Here is a 25159-nt window from a genome sequence, read left to right on the forward strand (position 1 = left end):
AGCCCTCTCCCACAGGGAGAGGGAGCAAACACTAAAAACGGCAGCTATAGCTGCCGTTTTGCTTTCACCTATGCCAGGCGCGGATACGCATCCGCAATGGCGTTACCGGTAAATTGGGCCACCCAGCCTTCCGGATTATCGAAAATACGAATCGCCGTAAAGTTCGGCTCTGAGCCCATATCAAACCAGTGCGGCGTGCCCGCGGGCACGGAGATCAGGTCGTTTTTCTCGCACAGCACCTGATACACCTCATCGCCAATGTGCAGGCAGAACAAGCCCGCGCCTTCCACGAAAAAGCGTACTTCGTCCTCGCCGTGGGTGTGTTCGTTCAGGAACTTCGCGCGCAGCGCGTCTTTTTGCGGATTGTCGGCGCGCAGGCTGATCACGTCCCAGCTCTGGTAACCCTTCTCTGCGACCAGTTTGTCGATCGCATGTTGATACGCCGCGATCACGGCTTCAGGGGCGGGATCGTGTCCTACATCGCGATCCGCCGCCCAGCGTTCAAACCGCACGCCTTTCGCGTTGAGCTGTTGGGCAATCTCGGCGGCGTCGGTGCTGTGCCACTGGTGTTGACTGGCGTCTTTGTCGGAATAAATGGTCAATGCGCTCATGAAGGGATCTGCTCCGGGTTAATCTCGTCAAACTGGTGGACCTGATGGTGGTGGCTTGCGCCGTCATCATCACCGCGAATCAGCTGCAGGGTACGAAAACCTGCCTGTTCAGCCGCGTCCAGCTCCTGATGAATATCGGAGAGGAAGAGGATCTGCGACGGGGCTATGCCCGTTTGCGCCGCAATGTTCTGATAAGACTGCACCTCGCGCTTGGCGCCGATGTGGGTGTCGAAATAGCCGCTGAACAGATGAGTAATATCACCTTCGTCGCTGTAGCCAAATAACAGTTTCTGCGCAGCGACGGAGCCAGAGGAATAAACATAGAGATCAATCCCTTGCGCTTTCCATTTTTCCAGCGCGGGCAGCACGTCCGGGTAGAGATGGCCGGTAAAGTCGCCGTTGACGTAGCCGTCGTGCCAGATGATCCCCTGCAGCGCTTTAAGCGCAGTGGATTTACGGTCTTCATCCATAAAGGCAAACAGGGCGTCGATAAGTTCGCTGACGCTGGCGTGTGGGTGACCGATTTCATCACGCAGGTTGTCCAGAATGGATTTCACCGGCTCGGCGTACTGCTGAGCGGTCACGAAGGCCGCCAGCCGCTCACGCGCGTAGGGGAACAAAACATCATGGACAAAACGAATATCGCTGGTGGTCCCTTCAATATCCGTCACAATCGCGCGAATCATACTCTCTCCAGTTGTCGTAAACGCATTTCACATTCAAACAGGAACTCCAGTCCTTCCAGGTGACGGCGGGCTTCGGCCACATCGCGCCCCCAGCAGGTTAAGCCATGACCACGCAGAAGAAAACCATAATTAAGCGGACGTTCCTGCGCGTAATGGGCGATTCGCGAGGCGAGGGCGTCAATATTCTGGTCGTTATCGAAGACCGGGATAGCCACCGTGTCCAGATGCGTGGTCTGTCCGGTGAGGGATTTTTGCATCTCAAAGCCGCTGATGTTGAGCTCGGCTTCTTTGACCAGACGTGACAGCACCGTGGCGTTAATCGTGTGAACGTGCAGGACGGCGTTGGCCTCAGGGAACAGACGATAAATCAGCGTGTGCAGCCCGGTCTCCGCCGACGGTTTACGACCGGACGGCGCGCGGTTGGTGGCGATCTCCACCTGCAGAAAGTCATCGGTTGTGAGGCTACCTTTGTCTTTGCCGGATTCGCTAAGCCAGCAGAGATGTTCGTCCTGACGCACCGACATGTTACCGCCGGTAGCGGGCGCCCAGCCTTTGGCACCGATCCAGCGGCAGGCGTCGACCAGATGCGTGAGTTGCAGGTTGTCTGTCATTTTCCTTTTACCCTCTCGGACAGGAATATTCATATTGTTTAGACGTCTAAGCGTCTTGATTGCCAAAGACTAACATCGTGTTATAGTGGCAGCAACATAAGTATTACAAGCAGGCACAACACAATGAGCATTAACGCCTTGATTCCGCAAAGTAAACTTCCCAATCTCGGTACCACCATCTTTACGCAGATGAGCGCTCTGGCGCAGCAGCACAACGCCATTAACCTTTCGCAGGGGTTCCCGGATTTCGACGGCCCGGCTTATCTGCAGGCGCGTTTAGCGTATCACGTGGCGCAGGGGGCGAATCAGTATGCGCCAATGACGGGCGTACAGGCGCTGCGGGAAGCCATTGCCGACAAAACGGCTGAGCTGTATGGTCATAAGCCCGATGCGAACAGCGACATCACGGTGACGGCAGGGGCGACCGAAGCGCTGTACGCGGCCATCACCGCGCTGGTGCGCGCGGGCGATGAAGTGATCTGCTTTGACCCGAGCTACGACAGCTATGCGCCTGCGGTTGAACTTTCCGGCGGCGTGGTGAAACGCGTGGCGTTACAGCCACCGCATTTCCGCCCTGACTGGCAGGCATTTGCTGCGCTGCTGAGTGATAAAACCCGTCTGGTGATCCTGAATACCCCGCATAACCCATCCGCGACGGTGTGGCAGAAAACGGACTTCGCCGCGCTGTGGCAGGCCATTGCTGAACGTGAAATTTACGTGCTGAGCGATGAAGTTTACGAGCACATCTGCTTTGCAGAAGAGGGACACGCCAGCGTGCTGGCCCATCCGCAGCTTCGCGAGCGCGCTATCGCCGTCTCGTCGTTCGGTAAGACCTACCATATGACCGGCTGGAAAGTGGGCTACTGCGTCGCACCGGCCGCCATTAGCGCTGAGCTGCGCAAGGTGCATCAGTACCTGACCTTTGCCGTGAACACGCCGGCTCAGCTGGCGCTGGCGGATATGCTGCGCGCGGAGCCCGAGCATTATCGCGCGCTGCCGCGTTTCTACCGTGAACGTCGGGATCTGTTCGTGACGGCGCTGAGTAAAAGCCGTCTGGAAATTTTGCCGTCTGAAGGAACCTATTTCCTGCTCGCGGACTACAGTGCGATTTCCGATCTGGATGACGTCAGCTTTTGCCAGTGGTTGACAAAAGAGGTGGGAGTGGCCGCCATTCCGCTGTCGGTATTCTGCGCCGATCCCTTCCCACATAAGCTGATCCGTCTTTGCTTTGCCAAGCAGGAATCGACGCTGCTGGCGGCGGCAGAGCGTTTAAACACGCTCTGATTATTTCACCGTCCAGGCTTCGGAATAGCGACGGTCTGCAAACAGCGCCAGCAGACCGTTGATTTGCTTGAGGCGCAGCACCTCGTCGCTGTCCATTCCGAGCTCTTTGCCAATTCGCTCATCATTCCAGCCGAGCTGTGCCAGTTCGCGCACGATCTCTGACATGGCGTTAATCTGGTGCCGACCCCGCGCCCGGTTGTGACGGATCGTGGCAGCCATACGGTCATGCTTTTCCTGTCGGTCCTGGCGCAGGCAGGTGACGGGGAGATATCCCTTGAGCTGACGCTTCAACGCCGCCCGATTTTTGCCGATTTCATGGCGGTGGAAACCATCCACAATTTCGTAATGTTGCGGTTCACTTTCCGTTACGACAAGAGGTTGGGTGAAACCATCGAGTTCCAGCGACCTGGTGAGCAGCCGTTTTTCTGGAGGGGCAACGTTATTGGGGTTGTAGTCGTTAGCGATAATCGCGTCCTGTTTGATCCAGAGCACGCAGTCTATCGGTTGCTCACGAAAAGGACTGTGTCGATGGATCGCTTCACGAAAGGCATTGATGGCGTTAATCCGATCCTCTTCGGAAAGTGACTGCAGGTACGTTTCGATCTCGGTAATTATTCTTTGTCGCATAAAATGCCCCACTCCTTGCGTTTCGCCTTCACTCTGTCGCTGTAGCGCTGATAATGTTTGGGTTTATTTGGGCTGAACGACAGCGCCCTGCACCAGTAGTCATTATTAAGTAAAACCTTACAAATACGGCGCCATGAGGGGATGTCTTTGGCGCCGATATCGCCCTCCTGCGTCTCGGGAATATCCGGCATGCCTCTCTTCTGATACCAGTGCAGATAGATCGCGATTTTATTGCGGTAATGCTCAGCCGTGTTTTGCGGCATGCTGTCCAGCAGGAGCATGGCGTAGTCGCGCCAGCCGAGGTGCTCGGGTTTGAGGATTTTGCGGTGGCCGTAAAAATGGTTGTCCTGCCCGGCGTAGATGCCGCCGCTGCGCACGCCGCTGACGCGCTCGCACATCGCGGCCCAGCGCTCGGGCTCAAGAACGTGATAGAGCCAGAGCCCCTGGCGCTGTTCCGGGCCGAAGGGTTCGCAGATGCGCATATAGCGCGGCGGGACGCCCGCCTGAAACATGAGGTTGTAAAGCGGGTTATAGCTGCACCCGGATTTTGCAAACCATGTCCAGATGTCTGCGGTTTTCCAGTCGTAGACAGGATAGACGTACCACGCGTGCCCGCCGGGGGCGGTGGTTGTCCAGGGCTTATCGTCCGCGAAGCGCTGCTTGCGGTTGTTGGCGATGGTCAAAAACCGGTTGTAGGATTCATCGGCGCGGATGCCCACCAGTACGGCTGCTGGCCGGTGCAGGGCAAACCAGTCGGAAAACGAGCGGACAAACGCTTCAAAGGTCATTCCCGCCTGGTAAAAATCAAAATAATCGGCAGCGGTGATGGCGTCCTCCGGCGGCTGGCGCACCCAGCGCACGCCCGGCGCCCAGCACTGCCATTCTGGTTGATACTGTGAGAGCGAATTTTGCGTGGTCAGCGGAAGCGCCACCCAGTAAAAGTGCTCGATGACGTCCCGGTAGCCTTCGCGCAGCGCATTAACGTGCTCAATGGTGCAGGAGAACTGAGCCTCCCAGTCAATAAACAGCACGCTGATTTTTCGCTTTTGCGCCCGGGCCATTTGCGCGGTGAGATGCAGCATGACGGTGGAGTCTTTGCCGCCGGAAAAGGAGACGCAGATGCGGGAAAACGTGGCGAACGTCCAGTCGATGCGCGCCTGCGCGGCCTCCAGCACGTTAAGCTGCAGGGGATGTTTATACAGTGACATGTGCAATCTCTTCCTGAGTGTGACAGTCGGGGACTTATTTATTGATAATAAACGAAATTATTATGAGTTAATCAGATAATTTGTAATAAAAAAGCAATGACTGCTTTGTTGCTGTAAAGTGATTAATTATATTAAACAATAATTTCACTTATCCCGCGGAGATTTTTTCGATAAATTGAGTGAAAATGGTGCTGTTGAGTGCGGCTCGGTTGTAATTGAGATAAATATCCATCTCAGGCATTTTGAAAGTTGTGGAGATGCTTTTAATATTAAGCGTTTCTTTATAACGTTCAAACATAGCATCAGGTATATATCCAACGAGGTCGGTAGAGCTTATAATGCTCATTATAGAAATAAGCGAGTCGCTGCGAAAGCAGATGTTTCTTTCCGCTAAAAGCGTATTAGAAAGTGACTGAAATTCTTTTATTCCGTTTTCCTGGCTACGCAGAAGTGTGAACTTTTCATGACGTAGGTCTTCGGCGGTGGCATGATCCCGGAGACGGGGATGGTTGTTGCGACAGGTCAGGACGACGGAGAAACGAGAAAAATGTGTGCAGACGACCGATCGGTTGTTGATAGGCGCGAAGGTGAACACAAGATCGGCTTTACGGTAGGCTAACAAATCTTCAGCGCTTTCTGGTGATAAAACCATATCGTTCTGTTCTACCTGGTAATTATCATCGGCAAGCAAGGTGTTTAACAGGTCGGCTAAACGTCCACGGACCATGATCTGCGGACAATAGACAACAAAGCTCTTTTTGATCTGCGCACTATTCAGGATATTGATAGTCTGCTCGATCTGGTTAAGGTTTTCTTCCAGATGGTGATGCAAATTGATCCCCACGGTCGTTGGGGTGATACCTTTACCCGAACGAATAAAAAGCGGGTCATTCAGCTGCGTGCGCAGGCGTTGCAGGGACTGGCTCACCGCAGAGGGGGTGATGTAGAGTGTTTCCGCAGCCTTGCTAATGCTGAGGTGCTGATAAATGCACTCAAAAATGACTAACAGATTGAGATCGAATTTTTTAAGGTCATAAAGATTTGCCATGGGTCATCCTGAGCGTGTTGTTGTGGTTATAACATTACTGATAACTATAGTTCGAAGTTAATCATTTACAATCCTTGTGATTAACTTGCTTAATTTATTTTGTATATGAGCTTAATATATCACGAGGCTCGATAATTGAAATAGAGCTTCAGCCGTTATTAAGATATTTTTATCTTTAAAACGTCGGCGTTGCTCTCAAATTAGCACTTTCTGTTATACATCCTACGTGAAATATTATTGCTACTTTATGGCTGATAACCGGGCCGGAGACTGATTGCCATTCCTTCTCATTGTTCATGAACCGTTTGAGCGCGGCAGAATAGCACACTATTCGGTAAAACCTATCGCAGCCATAGGGCGGAATGCCGGCGTGACGGATTGCCCAAACTGTTAACCGGTGCTGTAATCAAACCGCTGTTACGGCCTGATACAAGGTATGTAGAGCGCAACGCAACGCCAGTCCAGGCTGGCACTGAAAGTTCCTGTGGAAAGTTCAGGTATCAGGGCCGCCCACCAGGGCGGCCTTTTTACGTTCAGGCTTTCCGTTAATTCAGTTCACAACGTTGTCTTGTTGGTGTTGTAAGGTTTGGCTGATTGATTTGATAAAGCATACGCATTAGCCCCGATGGATAAAGTTGGTTACCTTACCTCTCAACGAAAACACGGAGGAAGTACAGATGTCTTTGATTAACACTAAAATTAAACCTTTCAAAAACCAGGCGTTCAAAAACGGTGAGTTCATCGAAGTAACCGAGAAAGATACCGAAGGTCGCTGGAGCGTCTTCTTCTTCTATCCGGCTGACTTCACCTTCGTTTGCCCGACCGAACTGGGCGACGTGGCTGACCATTACGACGAACTGCAGAAGCTGGGCGTAGACGTTTACTCTGTGTCTACCGATACCCACTTCACCCACAAAGCGTGGCACAGCAGCTCTGAAACCATCGCCAAAATCAAATACGCGATGATCGGTGACCCGACTGGCGCCCTGACCCGTAACTTCGACAACATGCGTGAAGATGAAGGCCTGGCAGACCGCGCGACCTTCGTCGTTGACCCGCAGGGCATTATCCAGGCTATCGAAGTTACCGCTGAAGGTATCGGCCGTGATGCGTCTGACCTGCTGCGTAAAGTGAAAGCAGCGCAGTATGTCGCTTCTCACCCAGGCGAAGTGTGCCCGGCTAAATGGAAAGAAGGCGAAGCAACGCTGGCGCCATCCCTGGACCTGGTCGGCAAGATCTAAGTCTGTAAAGCCTGGCGGCGCTGCGCTTGCACAGGCCTACAGTATCGTAGGCCGGGTAAACGAAGTGCCACCCGGCAATCAATGGGCGCATCCGCGCCCATTTTATTCCAGCACCATGATGCAAGTTGCATTCAGGCCGCCCACATAAGGCAGCTTGCATGATGACGTCTTAAGAGAGGGAAGAACAATGCTCGACACAAATATGAAAACCCAGCTCAAGGCCTACCTTGAGAAACTGACTAAACCCGTTGAGCTGATTGCCACGCTGGACGACAGCGCGAAATCGGCAGAGATCAAAGAACTGCTGGCTGAGATCGCCGAACTGTCGCCAAAAGTGACCTTCAAAGAAGATAACTCGCTTAACGTCCGTAAGCCTTCTTTCCTGATTACTAACCCAGGCTCTGAGCTGGGGCCGCGTTTTGCCGGCTCGCCGCTGGGGCACGAATTTACCTCGCTGGTGCTGGCGCTGCTGTGGACCGGCGGTCATCCGTCGAAAGAGGCGCAGGCGCTGCTGGAGCAGATCCGCGATATCGACGGTGATTTTGAGTTTGAAACCTATTACTCGCTCTCCTGCCACAACTGTCCGGACGTGGTGCAGGCGCTGAACCTGATGTCGGTCCTCAACCCGCGCATCAAGCACACGGCAATTGACGGCGGTACCTTCCAGAATGAAATCACCGATCGCAACGTGATGGGCGTTCCGGCGGTGTATCTGAACGGTCAGGAATTCGGTCAGGGTCGTATGACGCTGACGGAAATCGTCGCCAAAGTGGATACCGGTGCCGAAAAACGTGCCGCAGAAGCGCTGAACAAACGTGATGCCTATGACGTGCTGATTGTCGGTTCCGGTCCGGCGGGCGCGGCGGCGGCAGTGTACTCCGCGCGTAAAGGGATCCGCACGGGCCTGATGGGCGAGCGCTTCGGTGGTCAGGTACTGGATACCGTGGACATTGAAAACTATATCTCCGTGCCGAAAACCGAAGGCCAGAAGCTGGCCGGCGCGCTGAAGGCGCACGTCAGCGATTACGACGTAGACGTGATCGACAGCCAGAGCGCCAGCAAGCTGGTACCTGCTGCGGTTGAGGGGGGGTTACACCAGATTGAAACCGCCTCCGGCGCGGTGCTGAAAGCACGCAGCATCATCATTGCCACCGGTGCGAAATGGCGCAACATGAACGTCCCGGGTGAAGATCAGTATCGCACCAAAGGCGTGACCTACTGCCCGCACTGCGACGGCCCGCTGTTCAAAGGCAAGCGCGTGGCGGTGATCGGCGGCGGAAACTCCGGCGTGGAAGCGGCGATCGACCTGGCGGGGATTGTTGAACACGTAACCCTGCTGGAGTTCGCGCCAGAAATGAAAGCCGACCAGGTGCTGCAGGACAAAGTTCGCAGCCTGAAAAACGTCGACATCATACTGAACGCGCAGACCACGGAAGTGAAGGGCGACGGCAGCAAGGTGACCGGTCTGGAATACCGCGACCGCGTGAGTGGCGACGTGCACAGCGTGCAGCTGTCAGGGATCTTCGTGCAGATTGGTCTGCTGCCAAACACCACCTGGCTGGAAGGCGCGATTGAGCGCAACCGCATGGGCGAAATCATCATTGATGCGAAGTGTGAAACCAGCGTGAAGGGCGTGTTTGCGGCGGGCGACTGCACCACCGTGCCGTACAAACAGATCATTATCGCCACGGGTGAAGGGGCGAAGGCGTCTCTGAGCGCGTTTGACTACCTGATCCGCACCAAAACCGCATAAGAAAAGAAAGTAAGGCTACACCTGCAATAGCGAGAGGCCACCGAAAGGTGGCCTCTTTTTTTATCTGACGACCATCACCGGTATATGCGTGTGGCGGATCACGCTGGAGGCGTTAGATCCCAGCAGATGCGTGGTAATGGAAGGGTTGCGCGAACCGATGACCACCACGTCTGCTTTCAGCTCGTTCGCCAGTTCATTTACCGCATCACGTACGCTGCCGAATCTGACGTGCGTTTTGATCCGTGAAGGGTCGATGCTGAAGTGGCTGACCATGGTTTGCAGGCGCGTTTCCGCCTCGTGCTGCAGGTGCTCTTCGAAGCGGCGCACATCGGCAGCAAAGCGGTGCAGGCTCAGGCTGGCGGAGCCCGGGAGCACGTGCAACAGATGAATGACCCCGTCCTGCTGCGCCAGGAACTCCGCGTGGCGTACGGCCTTGTCGCTCAACTCCATCTCAAAAACATCAACCGGCATAATGATTCTCTGATACATACCCGTTTCTCCTTGTTTATAAACGCTGTACTCATTCAACCACAAAATCGTCATGGTTTCTGTAAGCGCCCCGTCAGTTTTCTTATCTTGCCAGGATAAATCTCAAAAGAACCGTATTCACGGGCAGACCTTCAGGGGTAGCTACCCTTATACACTTACCTGGAACCTTTCGGAGGTCGCATGAAAGCACTTACGTATCACGGTCCACACCATGTTCGCGTCGAGAATGTCCCCGACCCCATCATCGAACAGCCCGACGATATCATTCTGCGTGTCACGGCCACGGCTATCTGCGGCTCCGATTTGCATCTCTACCGCGGAAAGATCCCGAAGGTGCAGCACGGCGATATTTTTGGCCATGAGTTTATGGGGGAAATCGTCGAGTGCGGTGCAGAGGTCAAGAATTTGCAAAAAGGCGATCGCGTGGTGATCCCTTTTGTCATCGCCTGCGGAGACTGTTTCTTCTGTCGTCTGCAGCAATACGCGGCCTGTGAGAATACCAACGCCGGGCAGGGTGCTGCACTGAATAAAAAGCAAATCCCCGCGCCGGCCGCGCTGTTTGGCTATAGCCACCTCTACGGCGGTGTGCCGGGGGGACAGGCGGAATACGTTCGCGTGCCAAAGGGGAACGTCGGGCCGTTTAAAATCCCGCAGCTTCTTTCTGATGATAAAGCACTGTTCCTGTCCGACATTTTGCCCACGGCCTGGCAGGCGGCAAAAAATGCGCAGATTGAAAAAGGCTCAAGCGTAGCCGTTTTCGGCGCCGGGCCGGTGGGGCTACTGACCATTGCCTGCGCGCGGCTGCTGGGGGCTGAGCAGATCTTTGTCATCGATCACCATCCTTACCGGTTACGATTTGCCGAGGCACGATACGGTGCAATTCCCATCAATTTCGATGATGACAACGACGCCGCGGAAAAAATCATCGAGCAGACCGCGGGCCAGCGCGGCGTTGACGCTGTGATTGATGCGGTCGGGTTTGAAGCGAAAGGCAGCACCACGGAAACGATCCTCAGCAATCTTAAAATTGAAGGCAGCAGCGGCAAAGCGTTGCGTCAGTGCATTGCTGCCGTGCGGCGCGGCGGGGTGGTCAGCGTACCCGGCGTATACGCAGGGTTTATCCATGGCTTCCTGTTTGGCGATGCCTTTGATAAGGGGCTGACGTTTAAGATGGGCCAGACGCACGTCCATGCCTGGCTGGGGGAACTGTTACCGCTGATCGAAAAAGGGCTGCTTACGCCGGAAGAGATCGTGACCCACTATCTCCCCCTTGCGGATGCGGAGCGCGCCTATAAGATTTTCGAAAAACGGGAGGAGGAGTGCCGAAAGGTGATTCTGGTCCCGGGGGCAGACACGCCCGAAGCCGCAGAGCAGACCGTTAAGGGCCTGGTGAATGCCTTCCCGGGTGGGGTGGCCTGAGAATGTTCGCTTACCAGTGGCGTTCAAGATAGAGCACGGCCGTGACGATAATCGCCACAAATATCAGAAAGATAAGTGTGATAACGCCTATCTCACTCATGACCGTCCCCGCGGCACCAAAACAGATTAAGCGTGGATTAAGGCCATTTTGCGCGGTATAGGAAAATCGGGTGAATTTGCGGAAAGAGGATGCGGCTGCATCCTCTGTGCAAAGCGGGTAGGCGCTTATTCAGAAGAGATTAACGCAGGTAATCGCCCGCGGCTTCTGGCTGGTAGAGCAGCTCCAGCACTTCCAGATGGGTCGAGGCACCGCCCGGCAATTCCCAGTGGATCGTATCCCCCGTACGCAGCCCCAGCAGTGCGGCACCCACAGGGGCCAGAACAGATAGCTGTGCGCTGCTGTCGGTCATCTGAGCGGGGTAAACCAGCGTACGGGTCAACTCTTCACCGGTGGTCAGGTTACGGAATTTCACCTGGCTGTTCATGGTGACCACGTTATGCGGCATCGTCTCAGGCGTGCACATCTGTGCCCGGTCGAGCTCCTCATTCAGGGCGTCGGCCACGGGGAGCGAGGCGAACTCCGCTTTTTCCAGCAGCCTGTCGATACGTTCTGCGTCGAGCTCATTGATGATAATGGTAGGTCTGGACATTTTTTACTCCATGTCGTTAATGCTGCGTCTTACGCAGAAACTGATCCAAAAGAAAACCCTCGCCGTCTGGCAGCGAGGGTTTAACTCTCCCGATGATACTGGCTGAGCGCGCAAGTTTGAAGTGATGAAAGTCACATTCATGGGCCATATGAATTTTGCTGAAATTTATTCAGTCTTCATTCCTGGCGGAATACGTTACGCTGAGTGTCCTGAATCCGGGCGTTGCCCGCCAACGAGAGAGCACTATGTACTTCTATCAACCGTCTCAGGGGCACGGCCTGCCGCATGACCCGCTGAACGCCATTATTGGTCCGCGTCCGATAGGCTGGATCTCCTCATGCGATAAGGCCGGTCAGCTGAACCTCGCACCGTACAGCTTCTTTAACTGCTTTAACTATCGCCCACCGATCATCGGCTTTTCCAGCAACGGCTGGAAGGACAGCGTGCGTAATATTACTGAGACAAAAGAGTTTGTCTGGAATCTGGCAACGCGCGATCTTGCCCAGGCGATGAATCAAACCTCCGCGATGCTTCCCCACGACCGGGATGAATTTAGCTTTGCCGGGCTCACGCCAGCGGCCAGCCAGCTGGTGAACGCCCCTCGCGTTGCAGAAAGCCCGGTGAATTTTGAGTGTCGCCTGTCGCAGTGCATTCAGCTGACGGGGGCTGACGGTACGCCGGTAGACACGTGGCTGGTGCTGGGGGAAGTGGTCGGTATCCATATTGCCGAAACGCTGCTGGAAGAGGGGATATACCAGACGGCGAAAGCGCAGCCCATCCTGCGTGCGGGTGGGCCGACGGCGTACTATGGCATCAGCGATGAAAACCGGTTTGATATGGTGCGCCCAACGGTGGATCAGTAGCCGGCTTTATCAATCACAAATTGTTTACCGCAGTTACCCGGATGTGGCTGCGGGGCAAATGAGGTCGCAGAAAGCGGGTTGTTAATGGTGCCTGCCTTCAGCGAAATCTGCATCTCGGTCAGATAAGCCGGGTTGCCGCTGCAGGTCAGCTTGAACGCTTTGACGTTCTCGTTGCCCCAGCTCCTGGCCACGGCACTGTCAAAATCGCTGCGAGTGACGGTTTTCCCGTAGTGACCGGCAAGGAATTTACCGACCGCACTGTTTTTAATTTCCTGATTCATCCGCACCATCGTGCCGAAATAGGCATCGGGATCGAAACCAAAGCAGACGCCGTGTTTAGCGTATTCGTAACGCTCCAGGCAGGAGTTACCGCCCGCGCCCGGCATCACGTCGTTGAGCTTTGCGGCAGCGGAAAGCGACAGCCCGGTTTCGGCGGCTTCGCATTTGCGGCTGGCCTTCACTTCCGGCATGTTCGGTATGGGGCGCGTGGCGCAACCAAAACGCATCCAGCGACGCTCATCTACCCCGCGTGCGGCAATGGATTTCGGCAGGCCGGGCCATAACCCGTGAACGGTCAGAAAATCGGCTTTATTTTCGCGCTCTTTTTGCAGACGACATTCGTCAGGTTCATTGCGGTTGCGCTCGACCATGCTCTGGCAAAACCCGGTTTGCCAGGACAGAGCCAGCACATAGCGATCGAAATCGCCATACTGGGTTGCCTTGAGCGGTTCTGCCTGTGTGGAGAAGACACAGAGTGCAAGCGCGATTGCGCCGGACGGGATAACAATATCCTTCCTGAACATATGATTTCCTGATCGAATGAGCGTGATTAATTTCTGGGGGTTATTAAAGCACAAAAAGCGCCCGCAGGCGCTTTCTGGATATCCCTAATTTAGGTTAGGCTGCACCGGGAACCAGCACCTCCGTGGCGATAATTACGATAATCAGCCCAACCAGAACGGGTACGGAGGTGCGTTTTACCACTTCGAATGGTGAGATTTTTGCCATCCCGGCAACGGCAACCACCACGCCTGATACCGGGGAGATGGTACGGCCCAGGTTTGACGCCTGCAGCATGGGAATGGAGAGATAGGCCGGGTTGATACCGGAGGAGTGGGCCAGTTTCGGGATCATCTCAACGAAAGCGTAGAAAGGCGCATTACCGGAACCGGTGGTCATCGCCGCCAGCATGGTGAGTACCACCAGCACCAGCATCAGGATAATACTGGCCGATCCGAACGAGGTGGCGATAGAGATCAGGCTCTGGATAAAGCCGATGGTGCTCAGACCCTGGGCAAAAACGCCCGCTGCCACCAGCAGCATCACCACGCCAGCGAAGGCATCCGCCATGCCGCGATAGGCAACTTCCAGACCCGAGAACACCTTTTGCGTGTTAAAACCACGCACAAATTCCAGCACGGCTGCCAGCAGCATGCAGATCACCAGAATGGTAATAATGTGCAGCTGCGGGCCCCATTTGCCGTCAAAAATCAGCACCCCGATAATCGGCGTGAAGGGCAGAATGGCATAAAACGCGGGAGCGGTGGTGGTGATTTCACTCACGTCCATCATTTCATGGCTGATGTTTTCTTTCTTATCGAGATAGCGCTGCCAGAAGAAATGCGCGATACCCATGCCGACAATGGCAACAATGGAGATCGGCAGCGTGGTTTTAAAGGCGAAGTCGATGAGCGACATCTCCGCAGCCTTTGCCGCCAGCACGACGTCGCCGGAGGTCGGAGAGAGAATAATCGCAGCCGGAGACGCGCAAATGGCTGCTGCTGCGCCGCGGCTGATACCAACGTTCACCATGACCGGGAACAGCGTGGCCATCAGCAGTACGCCAAGTCCGGTAGCCGACGAAACGGCCAGTGACATCAGGCAGGCGAGGAAATAGGCGGCGACCATCAGCAGATACGGCGAGTTAATGTATTGCAGGGGTTTGGAGGCAAGCTTAACGACCATGTCGTTGGCGCCGATATGAGTCATGTAGGCCGCAAAACCGCACAGCATCATGATCATCATGCCCAGGTCACCGCCGCGGCTCATGAGCAATATTTTAATATATTCCACAATATCGGTGGCGGTGTAACCGGTGCTGGTTGCGCTGGCAGGCAACACCTGATGCCCCATCAGTGCGCTGATAATCAGCAGCGTTAAACCGCCAACAAATAATACGCCCGTGGCCGAGTAGCCTTTAATGATGTAGCGTGCGACACCGACAATGACGACGACTCCAATAAGGAGCTCGAATAACGTAAGCATGATTTCCCCTGTATCTCTGCTGCTATGGAGCACAAAAAATCAATAAAAAAAAGAAGGATGAAAATGTGCCGAATAAATGGCCTGTTCTTGCTGATTAAAATCAATAAACAGACGACTAGAGAGCAGAACAACCGTGTTTTTGCCATGGCTCATACATTTATGCCATGCGGGTCTTGACCGTCAGAAATAGCGCAATATGTCCTTACAATGATAACAGATTGTTAATATTTTGTGTAATGCAGCATATTGCTGATATACAAGGCTAAACAGGTTAAAGGCTCACTCTGAATGTGCTTATTCAGACTTGCGGTCCAGTTTATTGAGAATATTCCCGGAAAAAGGCCGAATAATTAGGAATAACGCTGATGTCGTTAAGCCTTGATTCAACTACTTTATGGTAAACTTTGCCTCGAATACTAAGAATGGTAATTGCATTGTGATCGTACGTAATACATTTTTCTCAATTTTATTGTTTATTTTTGGGCAGTTAACGTTTTCTTCTGTTGCACAGGCAGAGGGCAACGCGACGGATAAAGGGTGGTTCTCAACCTTTACGGATAATGTCTCTCAGACCTGGACGGCGCCCGAACATTATGATCTCTATGTTCCGGCAATAACGTGGCATGCGCGTTTTGCATACGACAAAGAAAAGACCGATAAATACAACGAGCGTCCGTGGGGCGCGGGTTTTGGTCAGTCGCGCTGGGATGAAAAGGGAAACTGGCATGGCATCTATCTGATGGCCTTTAAAGATTCCTTTAATAAATGGGAGCCGATTGGAGGCTACGGCTGGGAGAAAACCTGGCGCCCGCTAGCCGACGAGAACTTCCATGTTGGGTTGGGCTATACCGCGGGGGTCACCGCGCGTGACAACTGGAACTACATTCCGATCCCGGTGCTGCTGCCTTTGGCTTCTATCGGCTACGGTCCCGCAACGTTCCAGATGACCTACATTCCGGGCACGTATAACAACGGTAACGTTTACTTCGCCTGGATGCGTTTTCAGTTTTAACTGAAAAAACGTCATAGTCTGGTTAAAAAACGTGCAGGCGTTGATTCATAAACGATAAAAATCGGCCAGTGAAAATTAACGCGACTTTAGTCACTTTTTATCAAAGATCCGCTGGACAAAAGGTCTCACAATTGATGTACTGGTAACCGACACAGCATTTGTGTCGTTTTTTAATGTAAAGGTAATTTTGATGTCTAAGATTAAAGGTAACGTTAAGTGGTTTAATGAGTCCAAAGGATTCGGTTTCATTACTCCTGAAGATGGCAGCAAAGACGTGTTCGTACACTTCTCTGCAATCCAGTCTAATGGTTTCAAAACTCTGGCTGAAGGTCAGCGTGTAGAGTTCGAAATCACTAACGGTGCCAAAGGCCCTTCTGCTGCTAACGTAATCGCTCTGTAATTCAGACGCGTCAGCAAGAATTTCAAAACCCGCTCACTGAGCGGGTTTTTTTCGTTTTGAATCAGCCAAGCAGATACATTTTCAGGAAGCTTGCAACGATCAGCACGCTCAACAACACCATGCCTGCGCTCATCAGACTCTGTTTCATTCTGTCACCCTCGTTCAGTACTGCACTCAGAGTGACAGAGAAAAATTAAGCCAACATTAACGGTCCGTCTGTTAATGCGTGCTTGCGGAGGAAAAGAGCCAAAATGCGATCCCCGTCATCGCAAACGAGCCGAGCATGTTAATTGCGATATTCGCCAGCGCCCAGCCGATACGGCCTTCCTGAAAGAGAAACACCACTTCCGCAGAGAACGTCGAAAAGGTGGTTAATCCGCCGCAGAATCCGGTGGTAATCAGGACTTTCCACATTGGGTCAATGTGTGTCATTCGATTAAACCAGGCCAGCCCCATGCCAATGATAAAGGCACCAATCAGGTTTGCAGCCAGTGTCCCCATGGGAATCGCCTGATGCAGCGGGTTAAACCGCATACTCAGAAACCATCGCGCAACGCTACCCGTTCCCCCACCAATAAAAACGGCTAAAAGTAGTTGTAACACGCTAAATACCTGCTATTTGATGTGTAAGAGAAGCGAGTTTAACGCCGTTTATGATGAGGGGACAAATATGTATGTTGCGGTAGGGCAATTTGCGGTCACGCCAGACTGGCAGGCGAACGCGATAACATGCGTCAACCTGATGATGCAGGCCCGGCAGAAAGGCGCATCGCTGCTGGTGCTCCCCGAGGCGCTGCTGGCCAGGGATGATAACGACCCGGATTTATCGGTGAAGTCTGCGCAACCGCTGGACGGTGAATTTTTACAGCAACTGCTCGCCCAGAGCATGGGCAATACGATGACGACGATCTTAACGATCCATGTTCCCTCCACGCCGGGCCGTGCAGTGAATACGCTGGTGGCGATTCGCGGCGGAGACATTGTCGCACGTTACGCCAAGCTCCATCTCTATGATGCGTTCAGCATTCAGGAGTCGCGGCGCGTTGACCCCGGAGACAGTATCCCACCGCTTCTGGAGATTGACGGATTCAAGATCGGGCTGATGACGTGCTATGACCTGCGTTTTCCGGAGCTGGCGCTCCATCTGGCGCTGCAAGGCGCGGACGTACTGGTACTGCCTGCCGCGTGGGTCAAAGGACCGTTAAAAGAGCACCACTGGGCAACGCTGCTGGCGGCACGCGCGCTGGATACCACCTGCTATGTTGCTGCTGCAGGAGAGTGCGGCACGAAAAACATCGGGCAAAGCAGGGTGGTCGATCCGCTGGGTGTGACGATTGCCGCCGCTGCGGAAGCGCCGGATTTGCTGGTGGCGGAGATAAACATAGACAGAATTGCGCTTGCACGTCAGCAATTACCTGTTCTTCGCAATCGTCGGTTTGCGCCACCGCAATTATTGTGATGTTTTTTTCAACAATGCTTGATTCACCTTGTTACAGATTGCTATTGTGTGCACGCGCTAAATGACCGTTAATACAATCAGGTTTTGGCGCTGAATGCAGCCTGTTTTAAGTAAAGAAGGTATCTATGGGTGAGATTAGTATTACCAAACTGCTGGTGGTTGCCGCACTGGTCGTCCTGCTGTTTGGTACCAAGAAGTTACGCACGCTGGGTGGTGACCTGGGGGCTGCCATCAAAGGCTTTAAGAAAGCGATGAACGACGATGATGCAGCCGCGAAGAAAAGCGCTGAGGATGACGTCCCGGCAGATAAGCTTTCTCACAAAGAGTGACAGCAACGCCTGAGGGCTTGCGAAAAAAAACCGGCTCATGAGGCCGGTTTTTTTGTATTACTGTAAATGAATATTACAGCTTTATTTAACTTCTTCGCCTTTAGCCTGCATATCGGCATGGTATGAGGAGCGAACGAATGGGCCGCAGGCTGCGTGGGTGAAGCCCATCGCCATCGCTTCGGCTTTCATTTCATCAAACTCGTCCGGGCTCACGTAGCGCTGTACCGGCAGGTGGTGACGGCTTGGCTGCAGATACTGGCCCAGGGTCAGCATGGTCACACCGTGGCGGCGAAGATCGCGCATCACCTCGATGATTTCATCGTTAGTTTCACCCAGACCCACCATCAGGCCTGACTTGGTCGGAATATGCGGATGCGCTTCTTTGAAACGCTCCAGCAGTTTCAGAGACCAGTTATAGTCAGCGCCCGGGCGGACCTGACGATAGAGACGCGGCACGTTCTCCAGGTTGTGGTTAAACACATCCGGTGGCGTCGCGGTCAGGATATCCAGCGCGCGGTCCATACGGCCGCGGAAGTCAGGCACCAGCGTCTCGATTTTGATGTTTGGGCTTTTCTCGCGAATGGCCGTAATACAGTCAGCGAAGTGCTGCGCTCCGCCGTCGCGCAGATCGTCACGGTCAACGGACGTGATAACCACATAGCGCAGCGCCATGTCGGCGATAGTCTGCGCCAGCTTCTGAGGTTCGTTAGCATCAGGTGCGACCGGACGGCCATGAGCAACATCGCAGAACGGGCAGCGGCGGGTACAGATAGCACCCAGAATCATAAACGTCGCGGTACCGTGATTGAAACATTCAGCAAGGTTCGGACAAGAGGCTTCTTCACAAACGGAGTGAAGGCCATTCTTGCGCATCGCCGCTTTGATCCCCTGGATACGCGAAGAGTCGGCCGGAAGTTTGATTTTCATCCATTCCGGTTTTCTTAACAGCGCCTCGCGCTCTGTAGCCACGTTTTTAACCGGGATAAGGGCCATTTTATCGGCATCGCGGTATTTAACACCGCGTTCCATCACAATGGGTTTACTCATAGCGTGCGTGTTCCAGTTGCGAATATCGAAGGAAAGCGTTTCAATTCAAGGGAATGTTGTATTTATCAACTATTTTTGAACGAACGACAGGCAGTATATCATTGAAACGGTCGTTAAAGCAGCCTGCCAGATCGCCAATTTGTAAAATAGTTGTTGTTTTGTGCCTTTTGCCCTGCCTGTCACAGGGGCTTATGCTGGCTCAACCTGTCAGAAGGCCTGACGGATAATGCGGATGACGTTTTCCAGGACCGGATCGCGCAAACTCAGCTTGTTATAATGCAGTGAAATCTCAACTGATTCCGCATTAAGCTGACTGAGGGGAATACTGTCCAGCGGCCAGCATTTCCGGAGCAGGTTATACAGGCGCGATGGCATCACGCACAGCATATCGCTGCTGCCAATCAGAGAGGCGGTGGTGAACATATTGTAACTGCTGAAGCTGATCTGACGTTCCGGGAAAATTTCATCAATACGCTGACGAAGGGCATGGTTAGACTGCCCTTCGGTCATAAAAGACGAGTGGTCGTAGTTGCGCAGGTTTTCGAGGGTCAGCGGTTCGCTGAGAACCGGATGCTGATGCCGGCAAACCAGCACCAGGTTATCCGTATAGAGCACATTTTGTCCCAGCGCTCTGGCGCTGAAGCTGCCGCTTTCAATAATCAGGTCCGTTTGGAACTGGGCAAGCTGAACGTCAGGTTCATGGAGAGGCACATTGCGAAGCAGGAGCTGCGGAGCATGCTCTTTCACGGCCTGGAAGATCGCAGGCATGACCAGCACACCCACCGAAGGGGAACAGCCGATGGTGATGGTTCTCTGCTTATCGTAGCTCCCGGTTAAATCCAGTGCGCCCAGAATCGACTCCAGCCCCTGGCTGATGTACTCATGGAGATGCGTGGCGTAGGCCGTCGGCGTTACCCCCTGACCCTTACGGATAAATAACGGGTCAGGAAATATAGCGCGTAGCTTTTGGATGGACTGGCTAATTGCTGATGGCGTGAGATTAAGAATTTTCGCAGCGTTAACGATACCCTTATGGACATATACTGCCTCAAAAATAGTCAGTAAATTGAGATCAATATTACGTAAAGTCCGAAAAATTTGCGGCTTGTCTTCGCCACCAGGTTCATTCAGTCGTTTGGCTGGTAAATTATTATACTCCACGCTTTCACTCCGTATACATTCACAATATGAATGATAGTTGAATTTATTTATTATGCTTGTAGAGATTCGTAAAGTGTTGGTTTTGTTTCACTTGTTTATCAAAAGCAAACACTTGTGTGATAATTGCTCACGTTACTTATGCCGTGTTTGCCGTGCTTGCTGGAGGCTAAATAATATGTAGCGGTAATATTCGGGCGCTTCGAAAATATAGAATCTATGGATTATTGTAAAGTGCAAAAACGGTAAATAAACGGTGGCCCGCCAAATTAGCGAGCCCTGTTGTAGGATATATTAAGCAGGGATATATTCGTGCGGGGGATTGTTAAGTAGTGCTAACACGTTCTTCAAAAGCACGGGACGAATAGTGTCTGGCGTAGCGGTTTCAACCCACTGGCGCACTTGCGTCATTTCCATACCGGCGTAGCCGCAGGGGTTTATGCGCTGGAAAGGGGCAAGATCCATATTAATATTCAATGCCAGGCCGTGGAATGAGCAGCCTTTACGAATACGCAGCCCCAGAGAGCAGATCTTCATTTCCCCAACGTAAACCCCAGGCGCATCGGCACGCGGATGCGCATCAATACCATATTCCGCCAGCGTGTTGACGACGGTTTGTTCCAGTAGGGTAACCAGCTCACGGACGCCCAGCTTTCTGCGCTTCAGATTGAGCAGGACGTACATCACCTGCTGCCCGGGCCCATGGTACGTGACCTGACCGCCGCGATCGCTCTGGATAACCGGAATATCGCCCGTCATTAATAAATGTTCTGCTTTTCCCGCCTGACCCTGCGTAAAGACCGGCAGGTGTTCGACCAGCCAGATCTCATCGGGGGTTGTATCATCGCGTGAATCGGTGAAGTCATGCATAGCCTGGGAGACAGGCTCGTAAGGTTGCAGCCCGAGGTGACGGACCAGAATTTTATCCTGATACAAAACTGCGTCTCCGAAGACGAGGGACAAAAGGTATGCGGGAGTATATCACAGCGGGGAGAGGGGTTACCCGGCAAACCGGGTAACCGCAAAGGGACTACAGCACCATACGAACGATTTCGATATTGCCGAGCTCTTCGTACAGCGTCTCAACCTGCTCAATGTGTGTCGCAGTGATGGTAATAGAAACCGAGTGGTAGTTGCCCTTGCTGCTTGGTTTTACTGACGGAGAGTAGTCACCCGGCGCATGGCGCTGTACCACTTCAACCACCTGATCAACCAGCTCAGGTTTCGCCAGACCCATTACTTTGTAGGTAAATGGGGTAGGGAATTCAAGCAGTTCGTTAAGTTTGGTTTTCATGTCAGCTCCGGCGTAACGTCAAAAAATAATAACTCCCACGTCAGGTGGGAGTTATCAGGATACTTAGTATATGGGGATCAAAATCACACTTTCAAGTGTTCAATTTTTAACCAAACCAGTGGTGGAACATCAATTTAATGTAATCAATGATTTTGCCGAAGAAATTGCCTTCAGGAATTTCTTGCAGGACCACCAGCGGACGCTGATCGATCGTTTTGCCATCCAGCTGGAAGTTGATGGTACCCACAACCTGGTTTTTCTGCAGCGGGGCGTGCAGCTCGGTACTGTTCAGTACGTAGCTGGCTTTCAGATCCTTCATACGACCGCGCGGAATGGTCAGGTAGAGGTCTTTATCAACGCCGAGAGAAGCACGGTCGTTGTCGCCGAACCAGACGGGTTCAGACGCAAACTCTTTGCCTGCTTTCAGTGGATTCACGGTTTCGAAGAAACGGAAGCCCCAGGTCAGCAGCTTCTTGCTCTCTGTTTCGCGGCCTTTAAAGGTGCGACCCCCCATCACGGCAGAGATCAGACGCATCTGGCCTTCAGTGGCGGAGGCGACCAGGTTGTAGCCCGCTTTGTCGGTGTGACCGGTTTTGATGCCGTCAACGTTCAGACTGTTATCCCACAGCAGGCCGTTACGGTTGGTCTGACGGATACCGTTGAAGGTGAACTCTTTCTCTTTATAGATAGAGTACTCATTCGGGACATCGCGGATAAGCGCCTGACCAATCAGCGCCATATCACGAGCGGAGCTGTACTGACCGTCTGCGTCCAGGCCGTGTACGGTCTGGAAATGGCTGTTTTTCAGACCCAGCGCGTTCACGTAGCTGTTCATCAGGCCCACGAAAGCATCCTGGCTACCGGCGGCAAAATCGGCCATCGCCACGCAGGCATCGTTACCCGACTGCAGGTTGATACCGCGAATCAGCTGGGAAACAGGAACCTGCATACCCGGTTTCAGGAACATCAGAGAGGAACCTTTAAAGACCGGGTTCCCGGTCGCCCACGCATCGTTACCGATGGTGACCAGATCCGTTTCTTTGAATTTACCTGCCTTCATCGCCTGGCCGATAACGTAGCTGGTCATCATTTTGGTCAGGCTGGCCGGGTCACGGCGGGCATCGGCATTCTGTTCTGCCAGCACTTTGCCAGAGTTGTAATCGATCAGGATGTAGGATTCCGCGTCGATTTGCGGAACGCCAGGGATCATGGTCTTGATATTCAGGTCATCGGCGTGAGCTGCAGAGAGCGCAGCCGCGCAAAGGGCCGTGGTCAGCGCCATGCGCTGCACAAAACGAGCAGAAAAAGTGGTCTTCATGGTCAGAACTACGACATCCGTGATGGAATTAAAAAAAGTGCCTTACTATAGCAAATGCTATTCAGGCAGGCATCCGACTTTAAGCATGAGTTTGTGAATGTGTTTTACACAAACTGACAATTCGGATACCGCCGGTTAATTATTTCGCAACAGCGATAAATGACTGAAGCTGAGCTTCATTCTGCAGACGCTGCTGCAGGGAGGCTGCCTGCGATTTGCTGGCAAACGGCCCCATCTGAATGCGCCAGACCGCACCGTTCTGCTCAACGCGTCCTGGTACGCCAAACTGCTGGCTCAGACGCTGTTGATACTGTTTGGCCCGGGCCTGATCGCTCACTGCGCCGACCTGAACCACATAGCTGCCGCTGGTTGCTGTTGGAGCCGTCACCGCTGCACTTTGCGTGGCCGCGGGCGACGTTACGGGAGCCGACTGGGTCGCTGGCGCAGCAACGGGAGCGGGGGCTGGGGCTGGGGTAGGCTCACTGCCTTCCAGCACGCCCGAGGCTAAGGTCGTCGGTGCGCCAAGAAAGCCGCTACTCTTTACCGGTGCGCCCGTTGAATCGTCGCTTTGCAGCGTGTCATTGCTGATTGGGCGTATTTCTCCCCCCGGTTGAGCAGGCTCGGCCGGAGAAGAGACGCTGCCCATTCCGCCGTCAAGATTTGGGCGGTCGGGCAGGGCATAGGTCTGTTTCGCCACCGTCGTACACGCGGTACCTGGCCCGGACAGCGAACCATCCTGTGCCACGATAATCGGGTCAATACGGACTTTGGTGTTGTTCGAGGTATTCAGACGATCGGCTGATGCGCGAGACAGGGAGATCACCCGGTCATTTCCGTACGGGCCGCGGTCGTTGATACGCACGACAATCATACGGCCGTTTGCCAGGTTGGTGATACGGGCGTAGCTCGGGATCGGCAGCGTTGGGTGTGCTGCCGTCAGCTGCATCGGGTCGAACGTCTCCCCGGAGGCCGTCAGGTTACTGCCTGGCTCGGCATCGTAAATGGCGGCAAAGCCCGCCTGACTGAAACGGGAAGGATCCTGAACAATTTTATAGCTTTTGCCGTCGCGCTCGTAATCCTGATTGGCACTGGCATTCAGCGGTTCATAAACGGGATCGGCACCGCTGATTTCAACGATTGGGCCATTACACACCGCAGGCTGCGGCGGCGCGACGGTTGCCTGTTGCTGACCATCATCACTTGTGCAGGCCGCAAGTAAACTTGCCGCAATGCAGATCCCCAGCCACTGCTTACGCATTCCGATCCCCTTATTTTTATACGCTTTTTGACAACATTTTTCTGTGGGTATGGATCGACATCACGATACCAAACCCGGCCATCAACACGATCAGTGCCGAGCCCCCGTAACTCACCAGCGGCAGCGGTACGCCTACCACCGGCAGAATACCACTCACCATACCAATATTTACGAAGACATAAACGAATAAAATCAGCATCAACCCGCCAGCCATGACGCGACCAAAGGTCGTTTGCGCGCGTGCTGCAATCCACAATCCCCGCATGATCAGCAGAACGTATAGCGCCAGGAGTATTAAGATACCCACCAGCCCCAGCTCTTCCGCCAGTACGGCAAAGATAAAGTCGGTGTGGCGTTCCGGTAAAAATTCCAGCTGCGACTGCGTACCGTGCAGCCAGCCTTTCCCGCGCAGGCCGCCGGAGCCAATCGCAATCTTGGACTGAATAATATGATAGCCCGCGCCCAGCGGATCGGTTTCCGGATCGAGCAGCATCATGACGCGCTGGCGCTGGTAATCATGCATCAGGAAGAACCAGAGAATAGGGATGAACGCCGCTATCAGCACCACCGCGATGCCAATCAGGCGCCAGCTCAGGCCCGACAGGAAGAGGACAAACAGACCTGAGAGCGCGATAAGGATTGAGGTGCCAAGGTCAGGCTGTGCCGCAACCAGCAGCGTTGGCAGGAAAATCAGCACCAGCGCGATAGCGGTATTCTTCAGCGACGGCGGACAGACGTCGCGGTTGATAAAGCGTGCCACCATCAATGGCACGGCGATTTTGGCAATCTCCGAGGGCTGGAAGCGGACAATACCCAAATCCAGCCAGCGCTGCGCCCCTTTTGAAATGGCACCAAACGCATCGACCGCAACCAGCAAAATAATACAGAAGATGTAGAGATAGGGCGCCCAGCCTTCGTAAACGCGCGGCGGGATCTGCGCCATCACCACCATAATGATCAGGCCCATGGCGATCTGGCCGATTTTGCGCTCCATCATCCCGATGTCCTGGCCGCTGGCGCTCCAGATAACCAGCGCACTGTAAACCAGCAGAGCCAGCAGGATCAGCAGCATGGCTGGGTCGATGTGGATTTTATCCCACAGCGATTTTTTATTTGGATTATCCGTCAT

28 protein-coding genes are annotated in these 25159 nt (G+C 53.6%); 9 read left to right on the plus strand and 19 right to left on the minus strand.

Annotated elements, in window-relative coordinates:
- Nucleotides 1-68 precede the first annotated feature (68 nt).
- The 3 genes from ABFV38_RS05890 to ABFV38_RS05900 are packed head-to-tail and all read right to left on the minus strand — an operon-like array spanning nt 69 to nt 1908.
- The gene (locus ABFV38_RS05890) at nt 69-611 is read right to left on the minus strand and encodes an acireductone dioxygenase (protein ID WP_348958823.1); all 543 of its coding nucleotides are present in this window, start codon (nt 609-611) and stop codon (nt 69-71) included.
- Nucleotides 608-1297, minus strand: a complete 690-nt coding sequence (gene mtnC, locus ABFV38_RS05895) for an acireductone synthase (RefSeq protein WP_023334872.1) — start codon at nt 1295-1297, stop codon at nt 608-610. The genes ABFV38_RS05890 and mtnC overlap by 4 nt, the downstream gene beginning before the upstream one ends.
- Entirely contained in the window at nt 1294-1908 is a 615-nt protein-coding gene (locus ABFV38_RS05900) for a methylthioribulose 1-phosphate dehydratase (protein ID WP_348958824.1), read from the minus strand. Before ABFV38_RS05900 ends, mtnC begins: the two co-directional genes overlap by 4 nt.
- Nucleotides 1909-2031: 123 nt before the next feature.
- Between ABFV38_RS05900 and ABFV38_RS05905 the strand changes: the two genes are divergently transcribed.
- A complete protein-coding gene (locus ABFV38_RS05905; protein WP_045909604.1) occupies nt 2032-3192 on the plus strand; it encodes a pyridoxal phosphate-dependent aminotransferase in 1161 nt (386 codons plus the stop codon).
- Here ABFV38_RS05905 and ABFV38_RS05910 read toward each other — a convergent pair whose 3' ends face one another.
- From ABFV38_RS05910 to ABFV38_RS05920, 3 genes are all read right to left on the minus strand, one after another.
- Complete coding sequence (locus ABFV38_RS05910) at nt 3193-3819, minus strand: ParB/RepB/Spo0J family partition protein (protein WP_045909603.1); 627 nt, start codon at nt 3817-3819, stop codon at nt 3193-3195.
- Nucleotides 3804-5027, minus strand: a complete 1224-nt coding sequence (locus ABFV38_RS05915; protein ID WP_348958826.1) for a phosphoadenosine phosphosulfate reductase — start codon at nt 5025-5027, stop codon at nt 3804-3806. Before ABFV38_RS05915 ends, ABFV38_RS05910 begins: the two co-directional genes overlap by 16 nt.
- 148 nt (nt 5028-5175) lie before the next feature.
- Nucleotides 5176-6075: a LysR family transcriptional regulator gene (locus ABFV38_RS05920; RefSeq protein WP_348958827.1), complete on the minus strand. Its 900-nt coding sequence runs from the start codon at nt 6073-6075 to the stop codon at nt 5176-5178.
- Between the two features lie 677 nt (nt 6076-6752).
- Here ABFV38_RS05920 and ahpC point away from each other — a divergent pair.
- Nucleotides 6753-7316, plus strand: coding sequence for an alkyl hydroperoxide reductase subunit C (gene ahpC / locus ABFV38_RS05925; protein WP_008501015.1), 564 nt, complete (start codon nt 6753-6755; stop codon nt 7314-7316).
- Nucleotides 7317-7503: 187 nt separating this feature from the next.
- The gene (ahpF, locus tag ABFV38_RS05930) at nt 7504-9069 is read left to right on the plus strand and encodes an alkyl hydroperoxide reductase subunit F (RefSeq protein ID WP_045909600.1); all 1566 of its coding nucleotides are present in this window, start codon (nt 7504-7506) and stop codon (nt 9067-9069) included.
- A gap of 60 nt (nt 9070-9129) precedes the next feature.
- On the opposite strand, the gene uspG is transcribed toward ahpF, so the two are convergent.
- Nucleotides 9130-9558 carry a universal stress protein UspG gene (gene uspG, locus ABFV38_RS05935; protein ID WP_023310731.1) on the minus strand — a complete coding sequence of 143 codons (429 nt, stop codon included), beginning with the start codon at nt 9556-9558 and terminating at the stop codon, nt 9130-9132.
- A gap of 180 nt (nt 9559-9738) precedes the next feature.
- On the opposite strand from uspG, the gene ABFV38_RS05940 reads away from it, so the two are divergent.
- Nucleotides 9739-10977 (plus strand): zinc-dependent alcohol dehydrogenase, encoded by a 1239-nt coding sequence (locus tag ABFV38_RS05940; RefSeq protein ID WP_348958829.1) that lies wholly within the window; start codon nt 9739-9741, stop codon nt 10975-10977.
- 10 nt (nt 10978-10987) lie between these two features.
- Here the strand turns inward: ABFV38_RS05940 and yldA are convergent, their stop codons facing one another.
- The gene (gene yldA, locus ABFV38_RS05945) at nt 10988-11077 is read right to left on the minus strand and encodes a small membrane protein YldA (protein WP_008501020.1); all 90 of its coding nucleotides are present in this window, start codon (nt 11075-11077) and stop codon (nt 10988-10990) included.
- Between the two features lie 139 nt (nt 11078-11216).
- Entirely contained in the window at nt 11217-11627 is a 411-nt protein-coding gene (rnk, locus tag ABFV38_RS05950) for a nucleoside diphosphate kinase regulator (protein WP_045261020.1), read from the minus strand.
- Nucleotides 11628-11872: 245 nt separating this feature from the next.
- Between rnk and ABFV38_RS05955 the strand changes: the two genes are divergently transcribed.
- The gene (locus ABFV38_RS05955; protein ID WP_048226075.1) at nt 11873-12490 is read left to right on the plus strand and encodes a flavin reductase family protein; all 618 of its coding nucleotides are present in this window, start codon (nt 11873-11875) and stop codon (nt 12488-12490) included.
- On the opposite strand, the gene rna is transcribed toward ABFV38_RS05955, so the two are convergent.
- A complete protein-coding gene (gene rna / locus ABFV38_RS05960) occupies nt 12484-13293 on the minus strand; it encodes a ribonuclease I (RefSeq protein ID WP_348958830.1) in 810 nt (269 codons plus the stop codon). The two genes, ABFV38_RS05955 and rna, sit on opposite strands and share 7 nt — an antisense overlap.
- Nucleotides 13294-13387: 94 nt before the next feature.
- Nucleotides 13388-14755, minus strand: coding sequence for an anaerobic C4-dicarboxylate transporter DcuC (dcuC, locus tag ABFV38_RS05965; protein WP_048026951.1), 1368 nt, complete (start codon nt 14753-14755; stop codon nt 13388-13390).
- Nucleotides 14756-15149: 394 nt separating this feature from the next.
- Here dcuC and pagP point away from each other — a divergent pair, with 394 nt between their 5' ends.
- Both pagP and cspE read left to right on the plus strand, forming a co-directional pair.
- Nucleotides 15150-15767: a lipid IV(A) palmitoyltransferase PagP gene (gene pagP / locus ABFV38_RS05970; protein WP_080298633.1), complete on the plus strand. Its 618-nt coding sequence runs from the start codon at nt 15150-15152 to the stop codon at nt 15765-15767.
- 190 nt (nt 15768-15957) lie between these two features.
- A complete protein-coding gene (cspE, locus tag ABFV38_RS05975) occupies nt 15958-16167 on the plus strand; it encodes a transcription antiterminator/RNA stability regulator CspE (protein ID WP_002439184.1) in 210 nt (69 codons plus the stop codon).
- Between the two features lie 219 nt (nt 16168-16386).
- Here the strand turns inward: cspE and crcB are convergent, their stop codons facing one another.
- Nucleotides 16387-16770 (minus strand): fluoride efflux transporter CrcB, encoded by a 384-nt coding sequence (gene crcB, locus ABFV38_RS05980; protein WP_024907010.1) that lies wholly within the window; start codon nt 16768-16770, stop codon nt 16387-16389.
- Nucleotides 16771-16837: 67 nt separating this feature from the next.
- Here crcB and ABFV38_RS05985 point away from each other — a divergent pair, with 67 nt between their 5' ends.
- Together ABFV38_RS05985 and tatE are read left to right on the plus strand one after the other, a co-directional pair.
- Complete coding sequence (locus ABFV38_RS05985; RefSeq protein ID WP_348958831.1) at nt 16838-17626, plus strand: deaminated glutathione amidase; 789 nt, start codon at nt 16838-16840, stop codon at nt 17624-17626.
- Nucleotides 17627-17751: 125 nt separating this feature from the next.
- Nucleotides 17752-17955, plus strand: coding sequence for a twin-arginine translocase subunit TatE (tatE, locus tag ABFV38_RS05990; RefSeq protein WP_023310742.1), 204 nt, complete (start codon nt 17752-17754; stop codon nt 17953-17955).
- An 81-nt stretch (nt 17956-18036) separates the two neighbouring features.
- On the opposite strand, the gene lipA is transcribed toward tatE, so the two are convergent.
- The 7 genes from lipA to mrdB form a co-directional block, all read right to left on the minus strand.
- Nucleotides 18037-19002, minus strand: coding sequence for a lipoyl synthase (lipA, locus tag ABFV38_RS05995; RefSeq protein ID WP_013097595.1), 966 nt, complete (start codon nt 19000-19002; stop codon nt 18037-18039).
- Nucleotides 19003-19209: 207 nt separating this feature from the next.
- Nucleotides 19210-20163 carry a YbeF family transcriptional regulator gene (locus ABFV38_RS06000; protein ID WP_348958832.1) on the minus strand — a complete coding sequence of 318 codons (954 nt, stop codon included), beginning with the start codon at nt 20161-20163 and terminating at the stop codon, nt 19210-19212.
- A 291-nt stretch (nt 20164-20454) separates the two neighbouring features.
- Nucleotides 20455-21096 (minus strand): lipoyl(octanoyl) transferase LipB, encoded by a 642-nt coding sequence (gene lipB / locus ABFV38_RS06005; RefSeq protein ID WP_045909592.1) that lies wholly within the window; start codon nt 21094-21096, stop codon nt 20455-20457.
- Nucleotides 21097-21190: 94 nt separating this feature from the next.
- Nucleotides 21191-21454 (minus strand): DUF493 family protein YbeD, encoded by a 264-nt coding sequence (gene ybeD, locus ABFV38_RS06010; RefSeq protein WP_003858718.1) that lies wholly within the window; start codon nt 21452-21454, stop codon nt 21191-21193.
- Nucleotides 21455-21560: 106 nt separating this feature from the next.
- Nucleotides 21561-22772 carry a D-alanyl-D-alanine carboxypeptidase DacA gene (gene dacA, locus ABFV38_RS06015; protein ID WP_008501035.1) on the minus strand — a complete coding sequence of 404 codons (1212 nt, stop codon included), beginning with the start codon at nt 22770-22772 and terminating at the stop codon, nt 21561-21563.
- 139 nt (nt 22773-22911) lie between these two features.
- Nucleotides 22912-24030 carry an endolytic peptidoglycan transglycosylase RlpA gene (gene rlpA / locus ABFV38_RS06020; protein ID WP_235402736.1) on the minus strand — a complete coding sequence of 373 codons (1119 nt, stop codon included), beginning with the start codon at nt 24028-24030 and terminating at the stop codon, nt 22912-22914.
- A 16-nt stretch (nt 24031-24046) separates the two neighbouring features.
- On the minus strand, nt 24047-25159 hold the full coding sequence (gene mrdB, locus ABFV38_RS06025; RefSeq protein ID WP_008501037.1) for a peptidoglycan glycosyltransferase MrdB: 1113 nt from the start codon (nt 25157-25159) through the stop codon (nt 24047-24049).

It is taken from the genome of Enterobacter cloacae complex sp. Mu1197 (assembly GCF_040059225.1).
Lineage (GTDB): Bacteria > Pseudomonadota > Gammaproteobacteria > Enterobacterales > Enterobacteriaceae > Enterobacter > Enterobacter quasiroggenkampii.